19 protein-coding genes are annotated in these 24,641 nt (G+C 62.6%); 9 read left to right on the forward strand and 10 right to left on the reverse strand.

What is annotated here, in order from left to right:
- Positions 1-10 precede the first annotated feature (10 nt).
- Positions 11-6,550 (reverse strand): kinesin, encoded by a 6,540-nt coding sequence (locus ACWTU8_RS07820; RefSeq protein WP_455847673.1) that lies wholly within the window; start codon positions 6,548-6,550, stop codon positions 11-13.
- Positions 6,551-6,821: 271 nt separating this feature from the next.
- Here ACWTU8_RS07820 and ACWTU8_RS07825 point away from each other — a divergent pair, with 271 nt between their 5' ends.
- The 3 genes from ACWTU8_RS07825 to ACWTU8_RS07835 all read left to right on the forward strand — a co-directional run bounded on the left by ACWTU8_RS07825 (position 6,822) and on the right by ACWTU8_RS07835 (position 8,843).
- Positions 6,822-7,190, forward strand: coding sequence for an Hpt domain-containing protein (locus ACWTU8_RS07825; protein WP_095520463.1), 369 nt, complete (start codon positions 6,822-6,824; stop codon positions 7,188-7,190).
- Positions 7,191-7,290: 100 nt separating this feature from the next.
- The gene (locus ACWTU8_RS07830) at positions 7,291-7,611 is read left to right on the forward strand and encodes a 2Fe-2S iron-sulfur cluster-binding protein (RefSeq protein ID WP_006334837.1); all 321 of its coding nucleotides are present in this window, start codon (positions 7,291-7,293) and stop codon (positions 7,609-7,611) included.
- Between the two features lie 203 nt (positions 7,612-7,814).
- On the forward strand, positions 7,815-8,843 hold the full coding sequence (locus ACWTU8_RS07835; RefSeq protein WP_095520558.1) for an NAD(P)/FAD-dependent oxidoreductase: 1,029 nt from the start codon (positions 7,815-7,817) through the stop codon (positions 8,841-8,843).
- Positions 8,844-8,909: 66 nt separating this feature from the next.
- On the opposite strand, the gene ACWTU8_RS07840 is transcribed toward ACWTU8_RS07835, so the two are convergent.
- On the reverse strand, positions 8,910-10,394 hold the full coding sequence (locus tag ACWTU8_RS07840) for an MDR family MFS transporter (protein WP_455847674.1): 1,485 nt from the start codon (positions 10,392-10,394) through the stop codon (positions 8,910-8,912).
- Positions 10,395-10,670: 276 nt separating this feature from the next.
- Positions 10,671-11,288 (reverse strand): DUF922 domain-containing Zn-dependent protease, encoded by a 618-nt coding sequence (locus ACWTU8_RS07845; protein ID WP_029352939.1) that lies wholly within the window; start codon positions 11,286-11,288, stop codon positions 10,671-10,673.
- An 84-nt stretch (positions 11,289-11,372) separates the two neighbouring features.
- Between ACWTU8_RS07845 and folP the strand changes: the two genes are divergently transcribed.
- From folP to folK, 3 genes are all read left to right on the forward strand, one after another.
- Entirely contained in the window at positions 11,373-12,215 is an 843-nt protein-coding gene (folP, locus tag ACWTU8_RS07850; RefSeq protein WP_455847675.1) for a dihydropteroate synthase, read from the forward strand.
- Between the two features lie 115 nt (positions 12,216-12,330).
- Positions 12,331-12,690 carry a dihydroneopterin aldolase gene (gene folB / locus ACWTU8_RS07855; RefSeq protein WP_029352935.1) on the forward strand — a complete coding sequence of 120 codons (360 nt, stop codon included), beginning with the start codon at positions 12,331-12,333 and terminating at the stop codon, positions 12,688-12,690.
- Positions 12,674-13,186: a 2-amino-4-hydroxy-6-hydroxymethyldihydropteridine diphosphokinase gene (folK, locus tag ACWTU8_RS07860; RefSeq protein WP_455847676.1), complete on the forward strand. Its 513-nt coding sequence runs from the start codon at positions 12,674-12,676 to the stop codon at positions 13,184-13,186. Before folB ends, folK begins: the two co-directional genes overlap by 17 nt.
- Before the next feature lie 48 nt (positions 13,187-13,234).
- On the opposite strand, the gene ACWTU8_RS07865 is transcribed toward folK, so the two are convergent.
- Complete coding sequence (locus ACWTU8_RS07865) at positions 13,235-13,783, reverse strand: DUF924 family protein (RefSeq protein WP_455840388.1); 549 nt, start codon at positions 13,781-13,783, stop codon at positions 13,235-13,237.
- A 17-nt stretch (positions 13,784-13,800) separates the two neighbouring features.
- Positions 13,801-15,636 carry a monovalent cation:proton antiporter-2 (CPA2) family protein gene (locus tag ACWTU8_RS07870; protein ID WP_455847677.1) on the reverse strand — a complete coding sequence of 612 codons (1,836 nt, stop codon included), beginning with the start codon at positions 15,634-15,636 and terminating at the stop codon, positions 13,801-13,803.
- 260 nt (positions 15,637-15,896) lie between these two features.
- Here ACWTU8_RS07870 and ACWTU8_RS07875 point away from each other — a divergent pair, with 260 nt between their 5' ends.
- Entirely contained in the window at positions 15,897-16,082 is a 186-nt protein-coding gene (locus ACWTU8_RS07875; protein WP_455847678.1) for a hypothetical protein, read from the forward strand.
- Between the two features lie 166 nt (positions 16,083-16,248).
- Here ACWTU8_RS07875 and ACWTU8_RS07880 read toward each other — a convergent pair whose 3' ends face one another.
- The 4 genes from ACWTU8_RS07880 to ACWTU8_RS07895 all read right to left on the reverse strand — a co-directional run bounded on the left by ACWTU8_RS07880 (position 16,249) and on the right by ACWTU8_RS07895 (position 20,144).
- A complete protein-coding gene (locus ACWTU8_RS07880; protein ID WP_455847679.1) occupies positions 16,249-16,803 on the reverse strand; it encodes a hypothetical protein in 555 nt (184 codons plus the stop codon).
- Between the two features lie 190 nt (positions 16,804-16,993).
- Positions 16,994-18,082, reverse strand: a complete 1,089-nt coding sequence (locus tag ACWTU8_RS07885; RefSeq protein ID WP_029352925.1) for a YcjF family protein — start codon at positions 18,080-18,082, stop codon at positions 16,994-16,996.
- Positions 18,079-19,575, reverse strand: coding sequence for a YcjX family protein (locus ACWTU8_RS07890; RefSeq protein ID WP_455847680.1), 1,497 nt, complete (start codon positions 19,573-19,575; stop codon positions 18,079-18,081). The genes ACWTU8_RS07885 and ACWTU8_RS07890 overlap by 4 nt, the downstream gene beginning before the upstream one ends.
- 65 nt (positions 19,576-19,640) lie before the next feature.
- Positions 19,641-20,144 (reverse strand): SixA phosphatase family protein, encoded by a 504-nt coding sequence (locus ACWTU8_RS07895; RefSeq protein WP_455847681.1) that lies wholly within the window; start codon positions 20,142-20,144, stop codon positions 19,641-19,643.
- 264 nt (positions 20,145-20,408) lie between these two features.
- On the opposite strand from ACWTU8_RS07895, the gene dksA reads away from it, so the two are divergent.
- Positions 20,409-20,825: an RNA polymerase-binding protein DksA gene (gene dksA, locus ACWTU8_RS07900; protein ID WP_006202025.1), complete on the forward strand. Its 417-nt coding sequence runs from the start codon at positions 20,409-20,411 to the stop codon at positions 20,823-20,825.
- Between the two features lie 100 nt (positions 20,826-20,925).
- On the opposite strand, the gene ACWTU8_RS07905 is transcribed toward dksA, so the two are convergent.
- Complete coding sequence (locus tag ACWTU8_RS07905; RefSeq protein WP_455847682.1) at positions 20,926-21,654, reverse strand: hypothetical protein; 729 nt, start codon at positions 21,652-21,654, stop codon at positions 20,926-20,928.
- 372 nt (positions 21,655-22,026) lie between these two features.
- Here ACWTU8_RS07905 and cckA point away from each other — a divergent pair, with 372 nt between their 5' ends.
- Positions 22,027-24,597 (forward strand): cell cycle histidine kinase CckA, encoded by a 2,571-nt coding sequence (cckA, locus tag ACWTU8_RS07910; protein ID WP_455847683.1) that lies wholly within the window; start codon positions 22,027-22,029, stop codon positions 24,595-24,597.
- Positions 24,598-24,641: the final 44 nt, after the last annotated feature.

Genomic DNA, 24,641 nt, shown 5'->3' on the forward strand with positions numbered 1-24,641 from the left:
TATCGTCTAATCAATGCAGGCGGCCACTGGCGTGGGCAAGCATCGTATAGACCTTGCCGGTGTCCGACGTCAGGTAGGTCTGCGCCATCATGTTGTCGCGGTCGTTGCGCGACACGTCCTTGAGCAGCTTTTCGAAATCGTCGCAGTAGCGGTCGACCGCGACGCGGAATTCCGCCTCCATCTGATATTTGCGGCGAATCTCGTCGAAAGTCTGCTGGCCCTTTAGCGTGTAGAGACGCCGCGTGAACACGTCACGCTCGCCGCGCCGGTAGCGGTTCCAAAGCTCGATCGAGGCGTCGTGATCGATGGCGCGGGCGATGTCGACGGAAAGCGAGTTAAGCGACTCCACGACGTGAAGCGGCGAGCGCTGGGCAGGTGCCGAGCGTGGCGCTTCCGAAGGTGCCGCCGGCTTGGCGCCCTCTTCGCGCGATGCCCCGGTCAAAAGATCGCGCACCCAGCCGCCCTGCGGCGTACGGCCATTGGGGTCCCGCTGGCGCGGCGCCGTCTCAGCCGGGCGTTCCAGGTCGAGCGTGCCGCGCAGTGCGGTGTCACCCGATGGCGCCTGCGGGCCACGAGGTTCGGGTTGCTGGGCGGGAGGACGGCGCAGCGGCTCAGTGGCGCGCGCGGCAGGCGCTTGCGGTGCCGGACGCAGGTTGCGCGGCTCCGAGGAGTCGGTGCTGCGGCCCGATTTCGCAACGATTTCAGATAATTCCTTCAGCGCGCTGATCTGCTCGGAAACGGCGCGGCGGATGGCCGTGGTCGATTCCTTTGCCTCTTCCGGCATCTCGATGACGCCCTTCTTGAGCTCGGCGCGGGTGAGGTCGAGCTCGCTCTTGATCGAGCCGGCGGTGCGTCGCATCTCCTCGGTCGCGTCGGCGAAGCGCTTCGTTGCCGAGTCGACGACGTCGGAGATGGCGGTACGGATCTTGTCCGCCGACTCCAGCGTTTTGCCTTCGGCGTTCTGCAACGTCTGGCCGACCAGATCCTCGAACGAGCGCATGACCTTTTCGAGATCCTCCGACTTCTTGACCAGGCCGACGGCGAGGTCCTCCAGCGACGACTGCCTTTCCAGCGTGTGTTCGAGGTTGCTCTGGGCCGAGCTCAACAGATCCGAAGCACTGGACAGCAATCGGCTGTGCTCGTCGAACTTGGTGGCGATCGAGGCAACCTCGCGCAAGGTCGCCGATGACAGCTCGGTAAGCCGTGTCGTGTTCGAATCGACCAGGCGTGCCGAACTGGCGAAGGTCTGCGCGGCTTTTTCCGTCGTCGCCGCAAAGCTTTGCGTGCTGCCGGTCAGGCGTTCGTCGACCTGGCCGAGGTTGGCCGCCGCCTGCTCGATCAACTGACCGAGCTGCGAGCTCGAGGTGCTCATGCGGCCGATCAGATCGGCGACACTGTCGGCGAGCGTCGAGCGCGCGCCTTCGACGGCCGACAATGTTTCGGCCGTGCGGCTGGCGAGCGCATTGACGAGGGTGGCGTTTTCACTGCGCAGCTTCTCGGTGGCGCGTTCGGTCACCTCTTCCATGCTCTTTTGCAGTTCCGAGCCGCCCTGGGCGAAGCGCTCGACCAGCGGCCGCGCCGTTTCGTCGAGGATTTTCGAGATCTCGGCCGAACGTGCCGCAAGCATGGTGTTGAGCTCGCGGGTGTTTGTGCCGATGGTCTTCGCCGCGTCGTTGGTGCTCTGGCCGATATGCTGGCCGACCGCAGTGAAGGTTTCGGCGATCGCGTTGGCGCGCGAAATAAGTTGCGCCTCAGCGGTCGAAACCTGCTCGTTGAGCTTCTGGCCTATCGTTTCGGTGGTGTAGACGAGACGGTTTTCGACGCCGGCAACCTGCTCCTCGACGCGAGCCGCCGCAGCCGCCGCGCTGGATGCCAGGCGCTCGTCGGCGCCGGCGAGCGCCTGCTCGATTTCACGGGCGTGGACGGCAAGTTCCTCACCGGTCTGCCGCGCACGTTCGGCAACCCGCTGCTCGGTGCTGGCGAAGGCCCCGACGATGTTGTCGGCATGTTCTCCGATCGTCGACGTGCTGTCGGCGATTCGGGATACCAGACGGTGATCCGCCTCGTCGAAGATACGGCCGATCTCCGACGCGCGGGCCGACAGCGCCTCCGAACCTTCGGCGATGCGCGAGATCAGCTGTTGGTCGGCGGCATCGAAAATGCGGCCAAGGTCCGATGCTCGCGCTGCGAGCGCTTCGGCCGATTCGCCGATGCGCACGCCGAGCCGTTCGTCGGCGCCTTCGAAATTGCGCAGGATGTCGCCGGCGCGTGCCGCCAGCGACTGCGCCGTTTCGACCGCGCGGGCAACCAGCTTCTGGTCCGCCACATCGAATGTACCGGCGATCTCGCTGGCACGAGCGGCCAGCTGGTCGGCCGTCTCCTGGGCGCGCGTCAGCAAGGAGTTCGATGTGTCGTCGACCCGGGCCATGATTGCGCTCGATGTATCCTCGGCGCGGGCAATGAGCGCACTCGACGTGTCTTCGGCACGTGCGGCGAGGCGGCGGTCCGCCTCTTCGAAGGTGCGGGCGATATCCTCCGCCCTGGCGAGCAAGGCGGCCGAGGTCTGCTCGGCACGCTCGGCGATCTTGCGGTCGGCGTCGCTGAACGCGGCGCCGGCCTGCTCATGCAGCGCGCTGGTGACTTCCATTACCTTTTCACGCAGCGCTCCCGCGACGAAGACGGCGCTCTTTTCGAGCACGCTGCGGACGTTGTCGACACCGGTCGACAGCGCGCGCTCCATGGTTCCGGCGCGCTCCTCAATGATGCCGGTCTGACGGCTGAACGCCTGCTCGATTTTTTCGACGTCAGCGGCAATGGCGTCCGAAATGTCGGTGCTTCTGGCGGCGATCTGGTCGATATGGCCGGACAGGGAACGGTCGACTTCCTTGCGCGTATCGGCGAGCTTGGAGAGATCGTCCTCCAGCGCACGGGTCAGCGCGTCGCGGCCTTCGGCCAGCTTGCCGACATGCCCGGCGATGATGTCGTCCACCTCGCCGCGGCTCGCCGCAATTTTCTGCAGGTCTGCTTCCAGCGCACGTCTAAGGATATCGCGGCCTTCGGCCAGTTTCTCGACCTGGCCGGCAACCAGCCCGTCGATGCTCGACCGGCTTTCGGCCAGTTTGGCGAGGTCGTCTTCAAGCGCCTTGGACAGGATCGAGCGGTCCTGGATGAGCTTCTCGGCGTGGCTGTTTACGAGACCGTTGACGCTGCCGAGATCGGCCTCCAGCGCCCGCGCAAACTCTGCGCGATTGTCGGTCAGCTGCTGCGACTGGTCGGCGACGACACCCTTGATGGTATTGAGGTCTGCTTCCAACGCGCGTCTGAGGATGTCGCGGCCTTCGGCCAGCTTCTCGACCTGGCCGGCAACCAGCCCGTCGATGCTTGACCGGCTTTCCGCCAGTTTGGCGAGGTCGTCTTCGAGTGCCTTGGACAGGGTCGAGCGCTCCTGGAGGAGTTTCTCGGCATGGCTGTTTACAAGACCGTTGACGCTGCCGAGATCGGCTTCCAGCGCCTGCGCAAACTGAGCGCGATTGTCGGTCAGCTGCTGCGACTGGTCGGCGACGATACCCTTGATGGTATTGAGGTCTGCTTCCAGCGCACGTCTGAGAATGTCGCGGCCTTCGGCCAGCTTTTCGACTTGGCCGGCAACCAGCCCGTCGATGCTCGACCGGCTTTCCGCCAGCTTGGCGAGGTCGTCTTCGAGCGCCTTGGACAGGGTCGAGCGGTCTTCCGCCAGCTTTTCGGACTGGTCTGCGATAACGCTCTTGATTGTGTTGAGATCGGATTCCAGCGCGCGTTTGAGAATGTCGCGGCCCTCGGCCAGCTTCTCGACCTGGCCGGTGACCAGACCATCGATGCTCGACCGGCTTTCGGCCAGCTTGGCGAGGTCGTCTTCGAGTGCCTTCGACAGGATTGAACGGTCCTCGGCGAGCCTGTTCATGTGATCGGAGATAAGGCCATTCACGCTTTGCAGGTCGGTTTCCAACGCCTTCGAAAGCTGACCACGGTCTTCCGCCAGCTTTTCGGACTGGCCTGATATGACGTCCTTGATCGTGTTGAGATCGGATTCCAGCGCGCGCTTGAGGATGTCGCGGCCTTCGGCCAGCTTCTCGACCTGACCGGCGACCAGCCCGTCGATGCTCGACCGGCTTTCCGCCAATTTGGCGAGGTCTGCCTCGAGCGTTTGCGAAAGCAGGCTGCGATCGTCGGCGAGCCTGCCCGAATGGTCCTCGATCAGGCCTCGGATACCGGACAGGTCGTTTTCGAGCGAGCGCGAAAGCAGGCTGCGGTCTTCCGCCAGTTTGGCGGAATGGCTCTGGATGAGATCCTTGATGCCGACAATGTCGGTTTCCAACGCCTTGGCAAGTATGGCGCGACCTTCGGCGATCTTCTCGACCTGACCGGCGACCAGGCCGTCGATGCTGGTGCGACTGTCGGCCAGCTTGCCGAGATCGGCCTCGAGGGCGCGTGAAAGAATGCTGCGGCCTTCGGCGAGCTTCCCAACATGGCCGGCAACCATTTCGTCAATGATCGTACGGGCTTGTACAAGTTTTCCGGAGTCTTCGTTCAAGGCTTGTGAAAGCCTGTTGCGGCCCTCTTCGAGCCTTTCGAGATGGCTGCCAAGCGAAGCATCGATGGCGGCGCTTGACTCGTTGACCTTGCGCAGATCCTCTTCGAGGGCGCGCGAGATCAGGTTGCGGCCTTCGGCAAGCTTCTGCACCTGGTCGGTGACAGCCGCGTCGATGCCGGCGCGGCTTTCGGCGAATTTCGCAAGATCGGCCTGCATTGCCGCCGCCATGCGTTCGCGGCTTTCGGAAAGCTTGCGGCTGTGGTTCTCGACGGCTTCTTCGATGCCGACGCGGGCATCGGAAAGCCGCTGGATGTCGGCGTCGAAGGAGCGCGACACCACATGACGGGCCGCTTCCATGCGCCCTGCGAAATCGCCTGCGCGTGCTTCAAGCATGGACGAAGTCGACGAAACGATGTCGGCCATGTCGGCGCCGATCTGGGTCTTGCCCTGATCGATCATCGCCGACAGCGTCTCCTTGCTCTCCTGGAAGGTATGGGCGATTTCGCGCGCGCGCTCGACCAGCGTCTCGTTGATCTGGCGTGCGCGAGCCTCGAGCGCGGCGTTGAGCTTCTGGGTGCCGGTGTCGAGCGCTTCGGCGCGGGTCTGAAATTCACTAATCAGCGCCTGGCCGCGTTCGGCCAGCGTCCGCTCGATGCCGTCAAGGCTGGCTTCAAATTCGGAGTTGAGCGTACGCGCGGCGCCGCCGAGCAACGACACCATGCCGGAGGTCCGATCGTCGAGCAGGTCGGTCAGCGACCGGGTGAGGCCGTCGGTCGTGTCCGTCAGCTTGGCGATGCGCGTATCGAGAAGGCTGGCGAAGGCTTCGCCGGAGGTCGACAGCCGGTCCGTGATCGATTCGAGCCGGCCTTCCACCGAATCGAAGATCGACAACGAGCTTTGGTTGATCCTGTCGATCAGGGTGTCGCCGGAATTGGTTATGGTCATCGACAGGTTGGTCGAGGCGTTGAGAATGCTGTCGCGAATGATGTCGCTGGCCGCCCCGATTTCGTCCTTCAGCGTCTCATGCGCGCCGGTGATCGAGGCGCGCACGCGTTCGGCGTGGGTGACCACCGCTTCGCGCTCGCTGCCCAGCCCGTCGACAAGCGAGCGGATGCGGGATTCATTCTCCGAGTAGGAGCGTTCGATCTGGTTCACCTCGCTGTGCACCAGGGTTTCGAGCTCGACGGCACGCGCAAGCGTGCGCTCAATGCCTTCACCCATGGCCGCCACCTCGCGGCGGACGGCTTGCCCGATCATCATGACGCGATCCTGGGCAATGTTTTCCGGCTCGGTCAGGCGGAAGGCCACTTCCGTCATCGACTGAGCCGCGATGCGCATCTCCTGCGCGCGGCGAATCATGGCTGCAAACGCCCAAAACAGCAGCACGGGCAGGATCGCAGCGATCGCCAGGCCGATCAGTTCGGGACGGGCGAAAAACTGGCCGGGCGTGCGGATTTGCCAGATGCCTGGTCCAAACAGCATGTTGGCCAATGCACCGGCGCCCGCGATCCAGGCAAGCGAAACGAGCGCCACGACCCAGTAGATCGTGTTCGAGGCACGCCGATTGAGGGTATGCAGCAGCGTTTTGTAATCTTTTTGACGAGGGTCATTGGCCGGCGTGAAGCCGGCCGGCTGCGTGCCATTGCGCGTTTCCACAGGGCGCAGTTCGTCCTTTGCCGCGGGTTTTGTTTTCTGGTCCTGGGCTTTTTGGTCCTGGTTGGCGGCAGGCTCCGTCTTCTGGCTCTGGCTGGCGACGGGCTCGGCATTCTCGCTCTGGCTGGCGACAGGCTCGGCATTCTGGTTACGGCCTTCGCGTGCCAACTCGTCGGCAGCCTGCGATATCTGCGTTTCCAGATCTTCCATCGACGCTGCGATGTCGAGGTCGCCGCCGGCATCGCCGCTCAGATCGATTTCAAGTGCTTTTTCGAGTTCCCTGGCTACGTCGTTGTCGAGCGTTCTCGTCGTTGTTTTCTTCGCCATGCCTTCGCTACCCTGTACAAGCTGCCGCGGGACTTATTGATTCTGCTTGTCGTGTCCCACGCAAGAGGCTGAAAATGGACCTGTCGTATCGTAATGACACACCGGGGTAAAGAAAACATGCATTCGGCGCGATACGTAAAACTTTAAATATAAGGTTAACAGAACTGTGATTCCGGCGCCGTTATCGCAACATTTTTCCGGGCCAATCATTAACCCGTCATCCACAGGATGGGCCTATTTTTTGCGGCTGGATGAACGGAGTTGCAGAATCATGCGTGGCGAAAACGGCATTGCCTTCTCGATGCCCGGCGGCGACGTATCGGGAACGGCCGGGTCGCGGCCGGTGGACTTGGCGCATCTGGCGCGTCAGACGATGGGCGACCGCAACCTCGAACAGGAGGTGCTGGCGCTGTTCGTGCAGCAGGCGCTGTCCGTTCGCGACAGGATCGTCGACGCCGATGTGGGGCAAAGACTGCTTCTTGCGCACGGGCTGAAAGGTTCGGCGCGCGGCGTCGGCGCCTTCGCTATTGCCGATTGCGCCAGCGCGATCGAACTTCAACCTGAGGATACCAATACCCTCAAGCGGCTTGGCGCCCTGATCGAAGAAGTCCGCGATTTCGTCGCCGCCATCAGCCGTTAAACCGATTTCCGAAAAAAACGGCATAGAGCGCCGCTTTCGCGCGGCAGTTGACTTGTCTGCTGGAGTGATTATCTCGGCTGGAACTCCCTTCAGGTGACAAATGACCAAGCTGACCTTCATCGCCCATGACGGCACACATTTTGACGTGGATGCCGAAAACGGCTCGACCGTCATGGAGAACGCGATCCGCAACGCCGTGCCGGGGATCGAGGCCGAGTGCGGTGGCGCCTGCGCCTGCGCGACCTGCCACGTCTATGTCGACGAGGCATGGACGGCGGAAGTCGGTGAGCCGGAAGCGATGGAAGAGGACATGCTGGACTTCGCCTACGATGTCCAGCCGAACTCACGGCTCTCCTGTCAGATCAAGGTGCGCGACGCTCTCGACGGCCTGGTTGTGCGCGTGCCCGCCCGCCAGGGCTGAAGCGTGAAGGCTGAAGCGTTGTAGCCGATTTTTCGGGTCCCGGCTTGGCAGCGGGCCAATGGTCATGCAGTGTCTCGCCGTTCTCTATAGCGCCGCGCATCCTCTTGGACACGCAAAGGACGCTATAGCACCGTGATTTGGCGCATGATCTCCAGCGAAAATCGATTTCGATTTTCGCGGTCGTGCGGATTGAAGGCGCATTCATGACCGATATCACCAGGACGGACGTATTGATTGTCGGGGCAGGGCCGGTCGGCCTGTTCGCCGTGTTCGAGCTCGGCCTCTTCGACATGAAATGCCATCTCATCGACATACTCGATCGCCCTGGCGGGCAATGCGCCGAACTCTATCCGGAAAAGCCGATCTACGACATTCCCGGCTGGCCATCGATTTCGGCGCAGGGCCTGGTCGACAGGCTCCTTGAGCAGATCGCGCCGTTTAAGCCCGACTTCACCTTCAACCGCATGGTCTCGAGCCTCGAAAAGCTCGAGGACGGCAGCTTTCGCGTCCTCACTGACGAGAACGAGGTTTTTGAAGCAAAGGTTGTGGTTATCGCCGCCGGCGGCGGCTCATTCCAGCCGAAGCGGCCGCCGATCCCGCACATCGAGATTTATGAGGGCAAGAGCGTCTTCTACTCGGTTCGCCGGATGGAGGAATTTCGCGGCCACGACCTCATTATCGTCGGCGGCGGCGATTCGGCGCTCGACTGGACGCTGAACCTGCAGCCGGTGGCCAAGAGCGTGACGTTAGTCCACCGGCGGCCGGAGTTTCGCGCGGCGCCCGACAGCGTCAACAAGATGTACGCCATGCAGGAGATGAAGGAACTGGATTTCCAGGTAGGGCAGGTGGCGGGATTGTCTGGCGCCGACGGCCAGCTTTCCTCCGCGACCATCAAAGGCCCCAGCGGCGATATCGAGGTGCCGTGCACGCGGATGCTGCCGTTCTTCGGCCTGACCATGAAGCTAGGACCGATCGCCGAGTGGGGGCTCAATCTTCACGAGAACTTGATCCCGGTCGACACCGAGAAATTCCAGACATCGGTACCGGGCATCTTCGCCGTCGGCGACATCAACTGGTACCCCGGCAAGCTGAAGCTGATCCTGTCGGGCTTCCATGAGGTCGCCCTGATGGCGCAAGCGGCCAAGCGCATCGTCAGCCCCGGCGAGCGCATCGTGTTCCAGTATACGACCTCGTCGACCAGTCTGCAGAAGAAGCTTGGCGTCGCCGGCTAGCGGTGTTGATATTCAAGATGATGCCGGGCCTGATCTGAATCTCAACACGCACCTGGGTCTTTGATTTTACTCAACGAGAATCGGCGCCGCGGTCTCGGCAGGGCCGCGCAGCGGCTTCTCGGGCATCAGGCCGAGCGTGACAAGCGATACAAGCAGCGTCGCCGCGGTGGCAAGAAAGATCATCACGAACGGGGTCGCCGAGGCGATATGGCCGGCCGCCTGCGCGGCTTCGCCGGCCAACGGCAGGCCATAGCCGAGGGCGACCGCGCCGAGCATGGCGACACCAAGCGCGCTGCCGAGCGAGCGAAGGAAAGCCAGCACGCCGGTCGCGACACCAAGATGCGGGCGGTCGACGGCGTTCTGGACCGCAATGGTGACAACCGGAAACGTCGTCCCGGCACCCAGCCCTATGCAGGTCGTCAGAACCTCGACAACCGCCAGCGAGGCGTGTCCGGCGATGAGGCTGAGCAGGCCGAGGCAGGCTATGGCGAAGATCGTTCCTGCGAGCGCGATCCGCTTGTAATGGACGAAGCGCGGTATCATGCGGCCGCTGAATGTCGCGCCTGCAACGGTGCCAAGCAACAGCCCGAGCATCGCGATGCCCGAATTGCTGACGGAGAGAGCAAGGACCGACTGCAGATAGACGGGCAGGTAGACCGCCAGGCCGACATTGGCGGCCTGCAGCAGGAACATCGAAAGCGTGCCGGCAAGCACGATCGGATTGCCGAGCACTTCGAGCGAGATCAGCGGTTCGGCCGCGCGCATGAGCCGCAGCGCAAAGGCGCCGCTAAAGACAGCCGAGCAAGCGAGCAGCCCGAGGATTTCGCGCGACGCCCAAGGATAGGCGCTGCCGCCCCAGTTCAGTGCAAGAAGCAATAACGCGGTGGCCACGACAAGAAGCAGCGCGCCGAGGCCATCGATGCGGTGATGCTTTGCGGCGACGGGCAGTTTCTTGAGCGGCTTGTCGATGATCGCCATGGCCAGGAGGCCGAGCGGGATGTTGATCCAGAAGATCAGCGACCAGTGCAGATGCTCGGCGAAGGAGCCGCCGAGCAGCGGCCCGGCGATGCTGGCAACCGCCCATGTGCCTGCGATCCAGGCCGCGTAACGTGCGCGTTCGCGCGGCGGAACGAGGTCGCCGATCACGATTTGGGTCAGGGCGAACAGGCCGCCACCGCCGGCGCCCTGGATCGCCCGTCCAACGACCAGGACGAGCATGTTGAGCGCCATGGCGCTGACAAGCGATCCGGCGAGAAAGATGAGGATTGCCGCATAGACGGTCGGCCGGCGGCCGTAGACGTCGGAGATCTTGCCGTAGAGCGGCGCCGTGGCGGTCGCGGTCAGAAGGTAGCCGGTCACGATCCACGGCAGATATTCGGCATGACCGAGCAAACGCGCGATGGTCGGCATTGCCGGCGCGACGATAGTCTGGTCGAGCGCCGCCAGCAGCATCGACAGCAGGACACCGCCGATGATGGCGTTCTTTTCGCTTTCCGTCAGCGGCGACGCCTTTACCGGCGCCGTGGCCGCTTCGCTGACAGATTTGTCCATCGATCCACTCCGTCCGCCTGCGGCGACACTGCTTCCAGAGGAAGAGCCGAGGCCGTCCGTCTAAGCGCCGGTGACGGCGACAGGCCGGAAATCGGACCCTCTGAATTGGGCTGTGGACCTCGTTGGGCAACGGGGCTTCGAATCCCGCCAGGCAGGATCGGCGGACTACCGACCGGCATGCGTTTCGTATAACAGCCGCGTGGCAATAGCAGGCGATCTCGGACGTGTCGAGGCGAAGGCCCTGCCAATGCCTAAATCGTTACCATCTGGCCTGAGCTAACCCGGCAGCCGGCCGTTCTCGATGCGCTCCATGCGATAGCGCAGCAGCCGCAGGATGCGGCTTTCGAAATTGATTGTCTCGACGCGATCGAATTGCATCTGGGCCCGGTCGTGCTTGGCAAGAATAGCGGCGGCGATTTCCGCGGCCTTGGCCTTGGCCTGCTGGCAAGTCTTCTGCGGATAGGTCGCCTTCAGCGCATCCTCGAGGTCGCGGGCATGGTTCTTGGCGATCTCGACATGGCGATCCTCATGGCGCTTGATGTCGGCGGACAATGTATCCCAAAACAGCCTTACGCCCGCATCAGCCTTGCGCGAGCGGCGCCACTCGGGAAGGATCACCTTGACTTTGAGAGTGACGTTGGCGTCAGCAATCGCGCAGGAATTCGATTTTTCTGCATAGCTGATGCGGGTGGTGAACGCCATCTGCGTGGCGCCTGGATGCCGCATCCCTGTACTTTTTACCTGGGGCCCAAGTTTCGTAAGCTGGGTTCCGATATCATCGAGCGTCCTGCCGCCGATGCTAAAGTAGCTATATGTCTTTACCAAACTCGCGGTGCCCGCCGGCAAGGCAGAAAATGCGAGCATCAGGGCGCAAAGCAGTGATCGTTTCATCATGTTGCCTCTTTGCCCACCATGCGCTACGGCCGCTGCCGGCGCAACGGAATTGATCTTTGGCGGATCACACATGGTTGATGGACAATGACGACACGGCGATGGCAACTGGCGCATGGGCGTCATCTCGACCTCGGCGGCAAAGCGGTGATCGTCGGTATCCTCAATGTCACGCCGGACAGTTTTTCCGACGGGGGACTGTTCGTTGCGCCCGAACAGGCGATGGCCCAGGCCCGCCGGATGGTGGAAGAGGGGGCCTCCGTCATTGACGTCGGCGGAGAATCGACACGCCCCGGCGCATCTCCGGTAGCCGTCAAGGAGGAGCAGGCCCGTGTGCTGCCTGTCATCGAGGCGCTCGCCAGGCTTGGCAAGGCGCTGATTTCGGTCGACACCTATCGCGAGGACACCGCTCGGCTTGCCGTCGCCGCCGGCGCCCATATCGTCAACGATGTCTGGGGCCTGCAGCGCGAACCGGGCGTCGCGCGGGTCGCTGCCGAGACCGGCGCCGGGCTGGTCATCATGCACACCGGACGTGACAGGCAAAAACTGCCCGACGTTATCGAGGATCAGTTTTCCTTCCTCAGGAAGTCACTGGAAATCGCCCGGCAAAGCGGCGTTGCCGACGACCAAATCGTGCTCGATCCGGGCTTTGGCTTCGCCAAAGAAACAGCGGAGGAAAATCTCGACCTGATGGCACGGTTTTCCGAACTTGATGCCTTAGGCTTTCCGCTGATGGCGGGTACATCGCGAAAGCGCTTCATCGGCGTCGTCACCGGCCGCGACCCCTCGGCCAGGGGGGCCGGAACAGCGGCGGCGAGCGTTATCCTGAGACTCAAGGGCGCGCAGCTTTTTCGCGTCCACGATGTCGCAATCAATGTGGATGCGCTGGCGCTTGCGGATGCTATGCTGGCCCGTGAAACGACCGCATAGGCTCGAAAATCAAAATCGATTTTCGGAAAGCAGGATGCGTAGATTGAAAGCGCTAGAGCGTAGTTTTTGCGTCCAAGTGGATGCACGTCGCTCTAATCGAGCGGGACGCTGAGCGATGTATGTCATCCGCATGAAAAACTGCGCCTTCTTCGCCCGGCACGGCGTGCTGGATGAGGAGGAGACGCTCGGCCAGCGTTTCTATGTCGACGCTGCGCTCTCCGTCGAACCCGGCCGCGCGCTGGTCGATGATTCCATCGAGGATACCGTCCACTATGGTGTCGCCTTCGGAGTGATCGAAAAGATCATAACCGGCGAGAGGCGTTTTCTGATAGAAGCGCTAGCGCTGGAGGTGGCCCGGGCGCTGACGGCCCGGTTTCCTCAGATCAAAAAGGCCGAGATCACCGTGCGCAAGCCGAATGCGCCAGTGCCCGGTGTGCTCGATCATGTCGAGGTGACCGTTGTCTGGCCAGAATAACACGGTTTACCTCAGCCTTGGCGGCAATCTCGGGGACCCGGCAAGGTCGATGGGCGCTGCGCTGCGTATGCTGGACGCTGACGAGAACACGCGCGTCGTTGTCGTCTCCTCGCTTTACCGCACGTCGCCTTGGGGCAAGCTCGACCAGCCGGATTTTCTCAATGCGGCTGCCGAAATTTCGACTGTGCTCGCACCACACGCATTGCTCGATCTCTGTCTCGACGTCGAGCGCAAATTGAAGCGGGTGCGCGAGGAGCGCTGGGGTCCACGGCTGATCGACATCGACATTTTGGTGTTCGGCGATCGGATTATCCACGAATCCGGGCTGGAAGTGCCGCATCCGCGCATGCTGGAGCGCGCTTTCGTTCTGGCGCCGCTGGCCGAGATCGCGCCTGACCTCACCGTCGACGGCAGAAGTGTGGCGGAGCGGCTTGCCGCGCTCGACAGCGCCGGCATCGAGCGACTGCCGTCTGGCCGGGATTGGTGGCTGACCTAAAGCATCGGACCAAAACCTCTAACCAGTTTTGGCTCCGATGCACTGAGCTCAGCCGGAAAATCCGCCCCCGTCGAGGAACACCTGTTCCTCCGGCGTCGTCTCGCGGCCAAGCATCCTGTTTCGATGCGGAAAGCGGCCGAAGCGCTGAATGATCTCCAGGTGCTCCACCGCATATTTCAGATAGGATTGGGCTTTGGCGGTAAAAAGGTCCATGGATTTGAGCTGGTCGGCGAGATGCTCCGAATGCTCATACGGCAAATAGAGGAAGGCGCGCAGGTCTTCGTCGAGCGCCAGATCCTGGCCGGCGGCGGTCGCCTTTTCGGCAAAATGCCTCGCCAGCGGGTCGGTTGCATACATATGGCCGGTGCCGCGAAAGCAGTTTCGCGGGAACTGGTCGAGCAGGATCATCAGTGCCAGTGAGCCTTCGGCATGCTCCGACCAGTCATCGCATTCACGCCGTGCGGCAGCGAAGTGCAGGTCGAGAAACCGGTTGCGGAACTCCGCGTCGAAGGCGTCATTCTTCTCGAACCACGCATCTTTCCCGGCGTCACGCCAGAATCTGGTGACGGAGAGCGCACGTTCGTCCAGTTCGGTCATCTGTTTGCTCCAGGTATTTAGTCCGCAGGCTCGGATTTGTGCAGAACGCCGGCGGTTTCTTCATTGAGCGCCTGACCGGTGCGGCGCGGCTGGCTGAGCGGTGTCGGAATGGGCGTGCCGATATTGCCCTTGAGGAAGCGCGCTCCGGCGCGAACGCCTTCGGCGAGCTGCAACTCGAAACGGGCAGCATCGCGGCGGCGGACATCCTCGATTACCTCGGCGACTTCCGCCGGGTCGACGCCCAGCGCTTCTAGTGTGGAGCCGCCGAAGACAAGCGCCGATTCGAAGGTTTCGCGAATCTGGAAATCGACGCCGGCACGTATCAGCTGCAATGCGGTTCCGCGGTCGAAGGCGCGTGCCAGCACGGTCAGCAGGGGAAACTCCGCCTTGATGAGCTCTGCGATGCGGACGGCGACATCTGGCTTGTCGACGCAGATCAACACGGCGCGGGCGCGGCCGGCGCCTGCGGCACGCAGAATGTCCAGCCGCGTGCCGTCGCCATAATAGACCTTGAAACCGAAATCAGCTGCCGCCTGGATCATCTCGACCTCATTGTCGATGATCGAGACATCGATCCCGCGCAACAGCAGCGGCTGGCTGGCGATCTGGCCGAAGCGGCCGAAGCCGATGATCAGCACGCTGCCGGTAAGGCCATCGGCGATGTCGACGCCTTCGAGCGACTGCTCGTCGCGCGGCGTCAGATACCGCAATGCCAGAATGGCCAGCGGTGTCAGCACCATGGAGATGATGACGATCGCCGTCAGGGTCGCGTTAGCCTGGCCGTCGATGATGCCGACTACCGCGGCGGCCGAATAGAGAACGAAGGCGAATTCGCCGCCTTGCGCCATGCAGACGGCACGCTCGAGCGCTTCTCGATGACTGGTCTTGAGGATGCGGGCGACGAGGTAGATGCCGATCGCCTTTATCACCATGTAGGCGACGACGTAGATGGCGACAAGGCGCCAGTTCTGGACGACCACATGCAGGTCGAGCGACATGCCGACAGCGAGGAAGAACAGCCCGAGCAGCACGCCGCGGAATGGTTCGACGTCGGCCTCCAGCTGATGACGGAAGGTGGATTCCGACAAAAGCACGCCGGCCAGGAAAGCGCCCATCGCCATCGACAGGCCGCTGAGCTGCATGGCAAGCGCCGATCCCAGAACGACCAGAAGGGCGGCTGCGGTCATCACTTCGCGGGCGCGGGCGTCCGCCAGGATGCGGAAGAATGGATTGAGCAGATAACGCCCGGCCAGCACCAGCCCGACGATGGCGGCAAGGCCTATGCCCACCTCCGTCAGCCGCTGCGTCAAGCTCATATCGGCGCCGCCCGGCGCCAGGAAGGCGATCAGGGCCAGCAACGGCACGATCGCCAAGTCCTCGAGCAGCAGGATGGAGACGATGCGCTGGCCTTTGGGCGCAGCGATCTCACCACGTTCCTCCAGAAGCTGCATGACGATCGCTGTCGAGGTCAGCACGAAGCCGGCGCCGGCGACGAAGGATTGCGAGATCGGAAAACCTCCCGCCAGTCCGACGCCGGTCAGCAACAGCGCGCATACGCCGACCTGCAATGCCCCAAGGCCAAAGATCTCTCGCCTGAGGCCCCACAGCCGCGACGGCTGCATCTCCAGCCCGATGATGAACAGGAACATGACGACGCCGAGCTCGGCGACGTGAAGAATCGCTTCCGATTCGGAAAAGATGCCGATGCCGAACGGGCCGATGACCACGCCGGCCGCCAGATAGCCGAGGATGGAACCAAGCCCCACGCGCTTGAAGATCGGTACGGCGACAACACCTGCGGCGAGCAGCGCCACCACGTGGATCAGATCGCTGCCCGCTGCTTCTGCTGCCATGCCTGCCGTTCCGTTCTCTCTAGAGACCGCTGCACGTGCTGCGGCATCGAGCAGCCAAGATAGGGGCTTCGGCTGAAATCGAACAGTCCGAATCCGGAAACTGGTGCAGCAGTGTTGCAGGCGCGCTCCACAGCTTTATGCACCCGCTGCGCTGCGTGTTGCAGCAATCGGGCGCTAAGGAGGCGCGGCTTTGGCCGTGAAGGGCGGACGACGATCAAATCCGCGCCTTTTTTGAGGGAGACGACTGACATGAAGATTTTTTGCTTGTTGCCGTTGGCATCGCGGCACTTGCCGGATCGGCCTGCTCGAACGCGCCGGACTGCACGACTGAAATGCTGACCAAGAAAGCTCAGGACATGACTGCAGCCCTTCAGGAGGCGATCACCAAGGATCCGGCCAAGGCGGCCGATCTCACCGCCAAGGTTCAGGCGGTCGCAGCCAAGTAGCAGGGCGCTACGACGGCGGACGAGGCCTGCAAGGCCTATAACGAGCTGACTGCCGCCATCAAGGCCTGAGAATCGATTTGAGTTTTGCAAAAGAAGCGGCGGCCGTGGCTGCCGCTTTTTTTATAGCGCCGGCGCCGCACGTCCTGTCGGACGCGCAGATAAGCGCTCAGTTCGGCGCGATCGAGCCGACTTCGACCGTATCGACGCGCTTCAGCTTCATGCCGATGACCGGCACCAATTGCTGGTCGACGCGCACCGCAACCGTCACCGTCATCGAATTGTCGTTGGGGACAAGAGCCTGCATCACGCCGCGCAACTGATTGCGGTTGATGGTGAAGACGACCTTGTTGGGGCTGACCACGTTGCCGCCGATAATGTCGAGGCCGGAACCGGCGGCACCGCCCATGAAGCTGCCCTTGTAGCCCTCGCGGCCCTTGTGCTGGATCGTCGCCGACATCTGCTGGGTGAACATGCCGACCCGACAACCGCCGTCGAGCGACATGCCGATCTTGCCGTCAGGTGTCGAGCCGGTGAAATTGCAGGTGAATTTCGTGCCCTTGTATTTGCCGGCGACGATTTCCCCCGGGCCGACCCATTCGCCTTCCACGGATTGAAAGAACTTCTTGTCTCGTTCTGCTGCAAAGGTCTTTTCGGCCATGCCGGCAGTTGTTGAAACCACGACCGCTATGGGCAGGACACTGGACAAGATCACGCTTTTCATCGACGACATCCGGCAACAAAGAGTCTGGATTGGAACCCGTCCGACCATGAACAAGATTGGTTAATGCTTCGTCACCACTAGCGCATGGCCCCGAAAACCGGAAGCGATTTGCGCTGGGATCGCGCGCGAAATCTAAGGGCTACAGCGTCCTTTGCGCGCCCACCAGGACGTGCGGTTCTGGAGACGGTTGTCACGTGTCGGAAGCGGATGTCTCCTTCTGCTTTTTGGTTGCAAACGATGTCAGCGCGGACAGGAAATCACCCATGCCGGGCCGTCTCGCGGCGCTGAAGGGCAGGGGCCTTGCGGTCTCCATCGCAGCAATGCCGATGCGCGCCGTCATCATGCCGTTGACGACACCCTCGCCAAGCTTGGCCGAGAGCCGAGCAGCGAGGCCATGGCCGACGATCTGCTGAACGAAACTGTCGCCGACGGCAATCGAGCCGGTCACCGCCAGATGGGCGAGAACGCTGCGCGCCAGCCGGAAGAACCCCAGCGTGCCCGGCCGGCCGCCATAAAGCTCCGACAGGCGGCGAATCAGCCGGCCCGCTTCGAACACGACATAGGCGACGTCGACCAGAGCGCGAGGGCTGACCGCCGTCACCAGCGACACGCGCTTTGCCGCTTCGAGGATCATCACCTTGGCGCGCGCATCGAGGGGGCCGAGGATTTCGGTCTCGGCAAGGCGCACCAGATTGCCACCGTCGATGATCTCGTCGCGCAGGTCAGCCAGCGCGCGTCTGCCGGCCGCGGTTTCGGGCTTGGCCGCGACGAAGGCCGAGAGTTCGTCGACCACGGCGCGAGCGGCCTTTGGATCGTCGCGGGCAATGGCGTCGAGTGCCCGCTTCTGCAGTTTTTCGACCTCGGCGAGGCGGGTGATCGCCAGGAATTCGCGGACGAGGATGATCAGAAGCGCCAGCAGCGCGATCGCGGCCATGCCGGCGGCCAGCCAGCCCAGCCATTCGGCACGCGCGAACAGATCGCGAATCAGCTGGTCGGTCCAAAGGCCGAGGGCCAGCGAAACCAGAACGCCCAATGCGCCGAAGAACAGGGTGCCGAACGTCGAACGCTTCCGCGGCGCGGTCGCCGGCGGCGGTTCGGCGGCGATGATGTCCGGCTCGGCGAAAACGTCGATTTCCGCCGGAATGACGACGGCAAGATCAGCCTTCACGGTGCGCGGCTTTCTGGCCGATGGAGCGTCGGGCTGGCGCAAGGCTGCCCTTTCTTTTGGCGGGGCTTCCGGCTCGATGCGAAATGCCGCCGGCTTGCGGGGCGCGGTCATGCCAGATGATCTCCGATCAGGAACTGCAGGGCGCGGTCGAGCCTGATATGCGGCAGCGACAGCGTGACGCCTTCAGCCGTGCGTTCGAGCTTTGGCGGGCGAAAGCGCACGAAGCGTATCGCCGGGTCCTCATCGCTTTGCCGATAGCCCGGGTTCTGCCGATGGTCTGGTCCAGAGACATCGAACACTGCATCAATTTTCTCCGGCAAATCACCGGGAAATATGGCTGTTTCGGTTCTTCCATCGAATGTTTCGCCGTTGATCTTTTCACCTTTCAACGGTGTGCCAATGATGACCGGCAGCGTCTCACGGCCTTGCTTGACCGTGCCTTCGCGGGTCGCGCGCACCGCCGCCAGGGCGACCACGTCGACATCGGCGCCGGTGAAATTTGCTCGCGCCACGGCGCGGTCGGCAAGCCGCCGCACGATCGCCTGCAGCCGATCGTGGCTTTCGTGATGCAGATGGTCCGCCTTCGTCGCCGCCACCAATATGCGGTCGATCCGCCTTGAAAAAAAGTCAGTCAGGAAATTGCCGCGGCCGGGGCGGAAGCAGGCGAGGATTTCGGTCACCGCACGTTCGAGATCGGCCATCGCGCCGGGGCCTGCGTTCAGGGCCTGCAGGGCGTCTATCACCACGATCTGGCGGTCGAGGCGCGTGATGTGCTCCCGGAAGAACGGCTTTACGACGTATGTCTTGTAGGCCTCGTAGCGCCGCTCCATCATCGCCTGAAGCGACCCGGAACGCGCCCGCCGCTCACTCAGGCCCGGCAAGGGCGCGAAGGTCAGCGCCGGCGAGCCCTCAAGATCGCCGGGCATCAGGAAACGGCCGGGCGGCAGGGTCGAAAGCGCCCGCTCGTCGAGCTTGCATGCCTTGAGGTAAGCGGCGAAGCTCTCGGCGAGGCGTCGCGCCGTCATCTCGTCGGCGTCCGCATTCAGGTCTACTGCGGCGGAGAGCGAGCGCCATTCCTGCGAAAGGTCGGCGCGCACCGGCAGCACGGCCATCTCGAACGCTTCGCGCGAGAAATCAGCGTAGGATTTACCGAGCAACGGTAGGTCCAGCAGCCATTCGCCGGGATAGTCGACGATATCGACCGACAATCGGCCTGATGAAAACATGCGGCTCCAGGCGGAGGCCGATTCATATTCGATGGTGAGCCTCAGCTCGGAAATGGCACGTGTCGAATCTGGCCACAGGCGATCGTTGACCAAAGCCGCTACGTGATCCTCGTACTGGAATCGCGGTACGGCGTCATCCGGTTGCTCTTCGAGGAAGGCACGGGCGATGCGTCCCGATTTCTGCGCCGAGAACAGCGGCAAGCGCCCGCCATGGATCAGATTGTGGACAAAGGCTGAGATGAACACCGTCTTGCCCGCGCGGGAAAGACCAGTGACACCCAGTCGCAGTGATGGCGAAAAAAGCCCGGTAGCGCGCCCCGACAGCGTATCCAGGGCAATCTTCGCCTCGTCGGTGAAAGTGGTCAGCGATGATGCCAAAATGCGGTCTCTCGGGGCTTCGGTACCATCCGATATAGACGCTGCTGCCTAGGTTTGAAATGGCGTCAGAGATCGGCCGGCGTCACGAAGGCTTCGAGATAGCCGGTGCCTTGCGCGGCGTTGGCAAGACTGGCCGGAAAGCGGACGACGGCAAGGCCGGAAGTCGGAAAGCCGTGATTCAGCATTCCCATCGCAGCCTCGTCGCCGTCGCCCGAAAGCGCGATAGTGAGATCTTCCGTGATCGGGTTGTGGCCGATGATGAGCAGCGAGCTAGGCCCGCCATTGCTGCGGATGAGGTTGAGATAGCCGGCGGCGTCCTCACTGTAGAGCGTGTCCAGGAACAGGACCCGGCCTGTATAGATGTGGCCGGCCAGACCTTCCAGGGTCTGGCGCGCTCGCTTTGCGTTGGAGCAAAGGGTGAAGTCCGGAATGTAGCTGCGGGCCCGCATGGCCGCACCCATCGTTTCGGCGTCGGCGACGCCGGATGCGTCGAGGGGACGATCGAAATCGCGCATGCCCGGCAGAGCCCACCCGGCCTTGGCATGCCTCAACAGATAAAGCTTGCTCACCGGCCCCTCGCTTGTGCCAAACACCGAAACTCGTCAAAAGGAGATGCAGGATTAGCCATGAGAAACGCCTTGCGCACAATGGCCGGCACCCTTCAAACCCAACGAATCATACGCGAATTCGGTCGCGCCCTTCATGCGAATGATGCGGCCCATAGCATTTTGCCCGACATTAACAATTGCGTGAAACTGTCGTCGATTGCGCTTGTGCAGTATTCGGTCCGCGAATATATAGGCGCCAAAATTGGGGCTGTTTGGGTGAGTCGAATGAACGACATCGTTACCGCCGATTACGTACCCTCCGAAGACGAGCCGTTCATGAACGAGCGGCAGAAATCCTACTTTCGCCTGAAGCTCGTCACTTGGAAGAACGACATACTGCGCGAAGCGCGCGAAACTCTCGAAATCCTACAGCAGGAAAACGCCAACCACCCCGATCTCGCCGATCGCGCCTCTTCGGAAACCGACCGCGCCATCGAACTTCGCGCCCGCGATCGCCAGCGAAAACTCATTTCAAAGATCGATTCCGCGCTTCAGCGCATTGATGAAGGCACTTACGGTTATTGTGAGGAAACCGGCGAGCCCATCGCGCTGAAGCGGCTCGATGCGCGTCCGATCGCGACCTTGTCGATCGAGGCGCAGGAGCGCCACGAGCGCCGCGAGAAGGTCTACCGCGACGACTGAAGCACAGGCGAATCGCCTAAAAGCAGCAATAGCGAATTTTGTCATGGCCGGTCTCCGGCCATTTTTTTGTTGCCTGTTCGCTGGCCCCGTTTCTGGCCGGTTATCTTTTTTGGCTGGAAAGCTCGCCTAGAAGCTTCGTCATCTCGTCATCGAGAGACGACGGCGCCTTTGCCGCCGGCTTGCTCTCCGGCGGGGGCTGCGGGACATCAAACGAGACCTCGAGCTCCCTCATCAGCGTATCGTCAATGGAATCCTGCTTTGCCGGGGAATCCTGTCTTGCCGGCGATGGCGCGTGTCGAACGGCATTGGCGTAGGCGGGCAGCGGCGTGATGGTCGCCGATTGATGGCTTTGCGCTGGCTTCGGCGCTGGCGCTGGTGCAGTCTGATGGGGCCGGACAGGCGTCGGGGCCGCGCTTAGCGGCTGCGGAGGCGGTGCTTGCCTCATTGGCGCAGGAGCCGGTTGAGGCGCGCGCGGCCGCGGTGCCGGCTGATGGCCACCGCCATCTCCGGTCAGCGCGGGACGGCGCAGCGCCGACAGCCGGATGTCGCGTTCAACGACGACGTCTGTCGGGCCCCCGATCAGCAGCAGGTGCTCGATGTCGTCGCGGCGCACCAGCACCAACCGGCGGTGGCTGTCGACAGCGGTGGCGTCCATGACGGCCAGCCGCGTCTTGCGGTTCCTGCCGCCGGCAACGAATGTTCCGAAGGTCAGATTGCGGACCAGCTTGACGATGAGGAGAATGATGACCAAAAGGACCAGCGCGACAAACGTCCACAGGATTGCCGCGGCATAACCCGGACCCGCCACACTATCCAGCCACTGCAGCATTGGTGCCCCCAATATCGCCTTTCGAAGAAGACGCGACACTAGACTGTTGCGGCACGCCACTGCAAGTCGCCTTTCGCGCCTCTTGAACAGCTTGAAACACCAATGTGGTGGATTTGAAGTCCCTACGAATTGAGGGCGTCAGCGTTCCGGAATTTCAAATCCACCACACTGGATTTTCAGCACGTTGCTGATGTGGTGAATCCGAAATTCGCTCCCCGCAGCACCCAGGGCAATGCGAATTTCGGATTCACCACCCCAGGCGCCGAACGGGCGTCATTTTTAGCGGACATTTGCCGCCAAGGCCTTTTCCGGACCCTGAGAATGTGATTCAACCGGGCAGGGGCAAGTACCGGATTTCACGAGCAGGGGCACATGGCCAAGGACGCGCGCGGCGATTTCTATCCGGTACCGATCGTCGACCAGAACACGCGACCGGGTGCGGTCACCCGGCTCATCGTCTTCATCGTCGTCCTGACTGGCGCCGCGATCGTCTTCGGCCTTTTCCGCGAACGTCTTGGCGACCCATTCCTGCTTGGAATGCTTGGTGTGCTGGCGATGATCGGTGTCGGCTTCCTGTTCGCCACCGCCATCGGCTTCGTGCAGATCACACCGCGCTCGACGAGTGACGAGCTGTCGAAAGCCTTCGTCGATTCGATGTCGCAAGGTCTTCTGGTCACCGACACCAAGGGTCGTGTCGTCTACGCCAACCGGGCCTATGCCGACATGACGGGCGCGGCGTCCGCGGCGGATCTCAAGACGGTCGAAGGTTTGCTGTCCGACGTTCCCGAGGCCTCAGTGACAATATACCGGCTCGCCTCCGGCCTGCGCGACGGCCAGCCCGGCGACGGGGAGTTTCGGCTTGCGCAATCCATTCGACCCGGCGCCGAGCCGGGCGCGCGCTGGTATCGTGCCCGCGCCCGCGCCTTCAGCGTCCCGGGCCAGCGGCTGCCCTTGCTCGCCTGGCAACTCGCCGACATCTCGGAAGAACGGGCCGAGCAAGAGCGGTTCTTCCTCGATCTGCAGGAGGCCATCGATCATCTCGACCATGCGCCGGCCGGCTTCTTTTCGGCCGATCAGGAAGGCCGCGTCACCTACATCAACGCCACGCTTGCGGAGTGGCTGGGCATCGACCTGACGAGTTTCACGCCTGGCGCCGTCACCCTTCCGGAGATCGTCGCCGGCGACGGCATGGCGCTGGTCCGCTCGGTCAAGGCCGATCCCGGCACCACGCGCAATGCGGTCATCGATCTCGATCTGACGACAGTGAAGGGCGAGGCGCTGCCCGTGCGTTTCATGCATAGGGTCTCGGCCAGCCGCGAGGGCGCCAACGGTCCGACGCGCACCATCGTGCTCAACCGGACGCAAGGCGAGGACGCTTCCGCCGACCTTCGCGCCTCGGAGATCCGCTTCACCCGCTTTTTCAATTCGACGCCGATGGCAATAGCAGCTGTCGACAGCAGCGGGCGCATCTTGCGCACCAACGCGCCTTTCCTGTCGCTGTTTTCCTCCGTCGTCGACGGGGACGCGGTCGATCGGCGCGTGCGGCTGGACTCGGTGATCCATGAGCGCGACCGGCCCGCCTTTGCCGCGGCGTTCGAGAAAGCGCGACAAAGGCAGGCTGACATCGAACCAATCGATACGCTGCTGCCCGGCAATGAAGAACGGCATATGCGCTTCTACGTCAACGCGGTCGCCGACGGCACCGGCGAGGGCGCCGAAGAATCGGCCATCGTCTACGCCGTCGAGACCACCGAGCAAAAGGCGCTCGAGGGCCAGATGGCTCAAAGCCAGAAGATGCAGGCGGTCGGCCAGCTTGCCGGCGGCATCGCACACGACTTCAACAATGTGCTGACCGCCATCATCATGGCGTCGGACCTTTTGTTGACCAATCATCGCCCGTCGGACCCGTCCTTCCCGGACATCATGAACATCAAGCAGAACGCCAACCGGGCGGCGTCGCTGGTGCGGCAGCTTCTGGCCTTCTCGCGCAAGCAGACGCTGCGGCCGGAGGTGCTCAACCTGACCGACGTGCTAGCCGATCTGCGGATGCTGCTGGCCCGTCTGGTCGGCAACGACATAAAGCTGAAGGTCGATCATGGCCGCGATCTGTGGCCAGTGAAGGTCGACATCGGGCAGTTCGAGCAGGTGGTGGTCAATCTGGCGGTTAATGCGCGCGATGCGATGCCGAACGGCGGCGACCTCACCGTGCGCACCCGGAATGTGACCATAGAGGAGAGCAAGAGCCTTCCCTACCGCGAACTTGCGCCGGCCGATTATGTGGTGGTCGAAGTCGAAGACACCGGCAGCGGCATCGCCCCCGAAGTACTCAAGAAGATTTTCGAACCGTTCTTCACCACCAAGGAGGTCGGCAAGGGCACTGGCCTCGGCCTGTCGATGGTCTATGGCATCATCAAGCAGACAGGCGGCTTCATCTTCTGCGAATCCGAGGTCGGCAAGGGATCGGTGTTCCGCATCTTCCTGCCGCGCTACATTGCAGAGGCGAGAACGGGGGGCGAACCCGGCGAGGCGCCGGCTGCACCGGCAAAGATCGCCGACGCAGCCAAGGATCTGTCTGGTTCGGCCACGGTGCTGCTCGTCGAGGACGAAGATGCCGTGCGGATGGGCGGCATGCGGGCCCTGACGTCGCGCGGCTATACCGTCCACGAAGCGTCCTCAGGCGTCGAGGCGCTGGAAGTCTTCGAGGCGCTCGGCGGCAAGGTCGACATTGTCGTTTCCGATGTGGTGATGCCTGAGATGGATGGGCCGACGCTGCTTGGCGAATTGCGCAAGCGGCAGCCGGACATCAAATTCGTGTTCGTTTCCGGCTACGCGGAGGATGCGTTCGCTAAAAACCTGCCGGCAGACGCGCATTTCGGTTTCCTGCCGAAGCCGTTTTCGCTCAAGCAACTGGCCACAATCGTCAAGGATGTGCTGGAATCTTAGGGCTTACTAATTCTCGCACTTGCGAAATGGCGCGAGACTGCCAT

Source organism: Mesorhizobium sp. BHbdii (assembly GCF_053848045.1).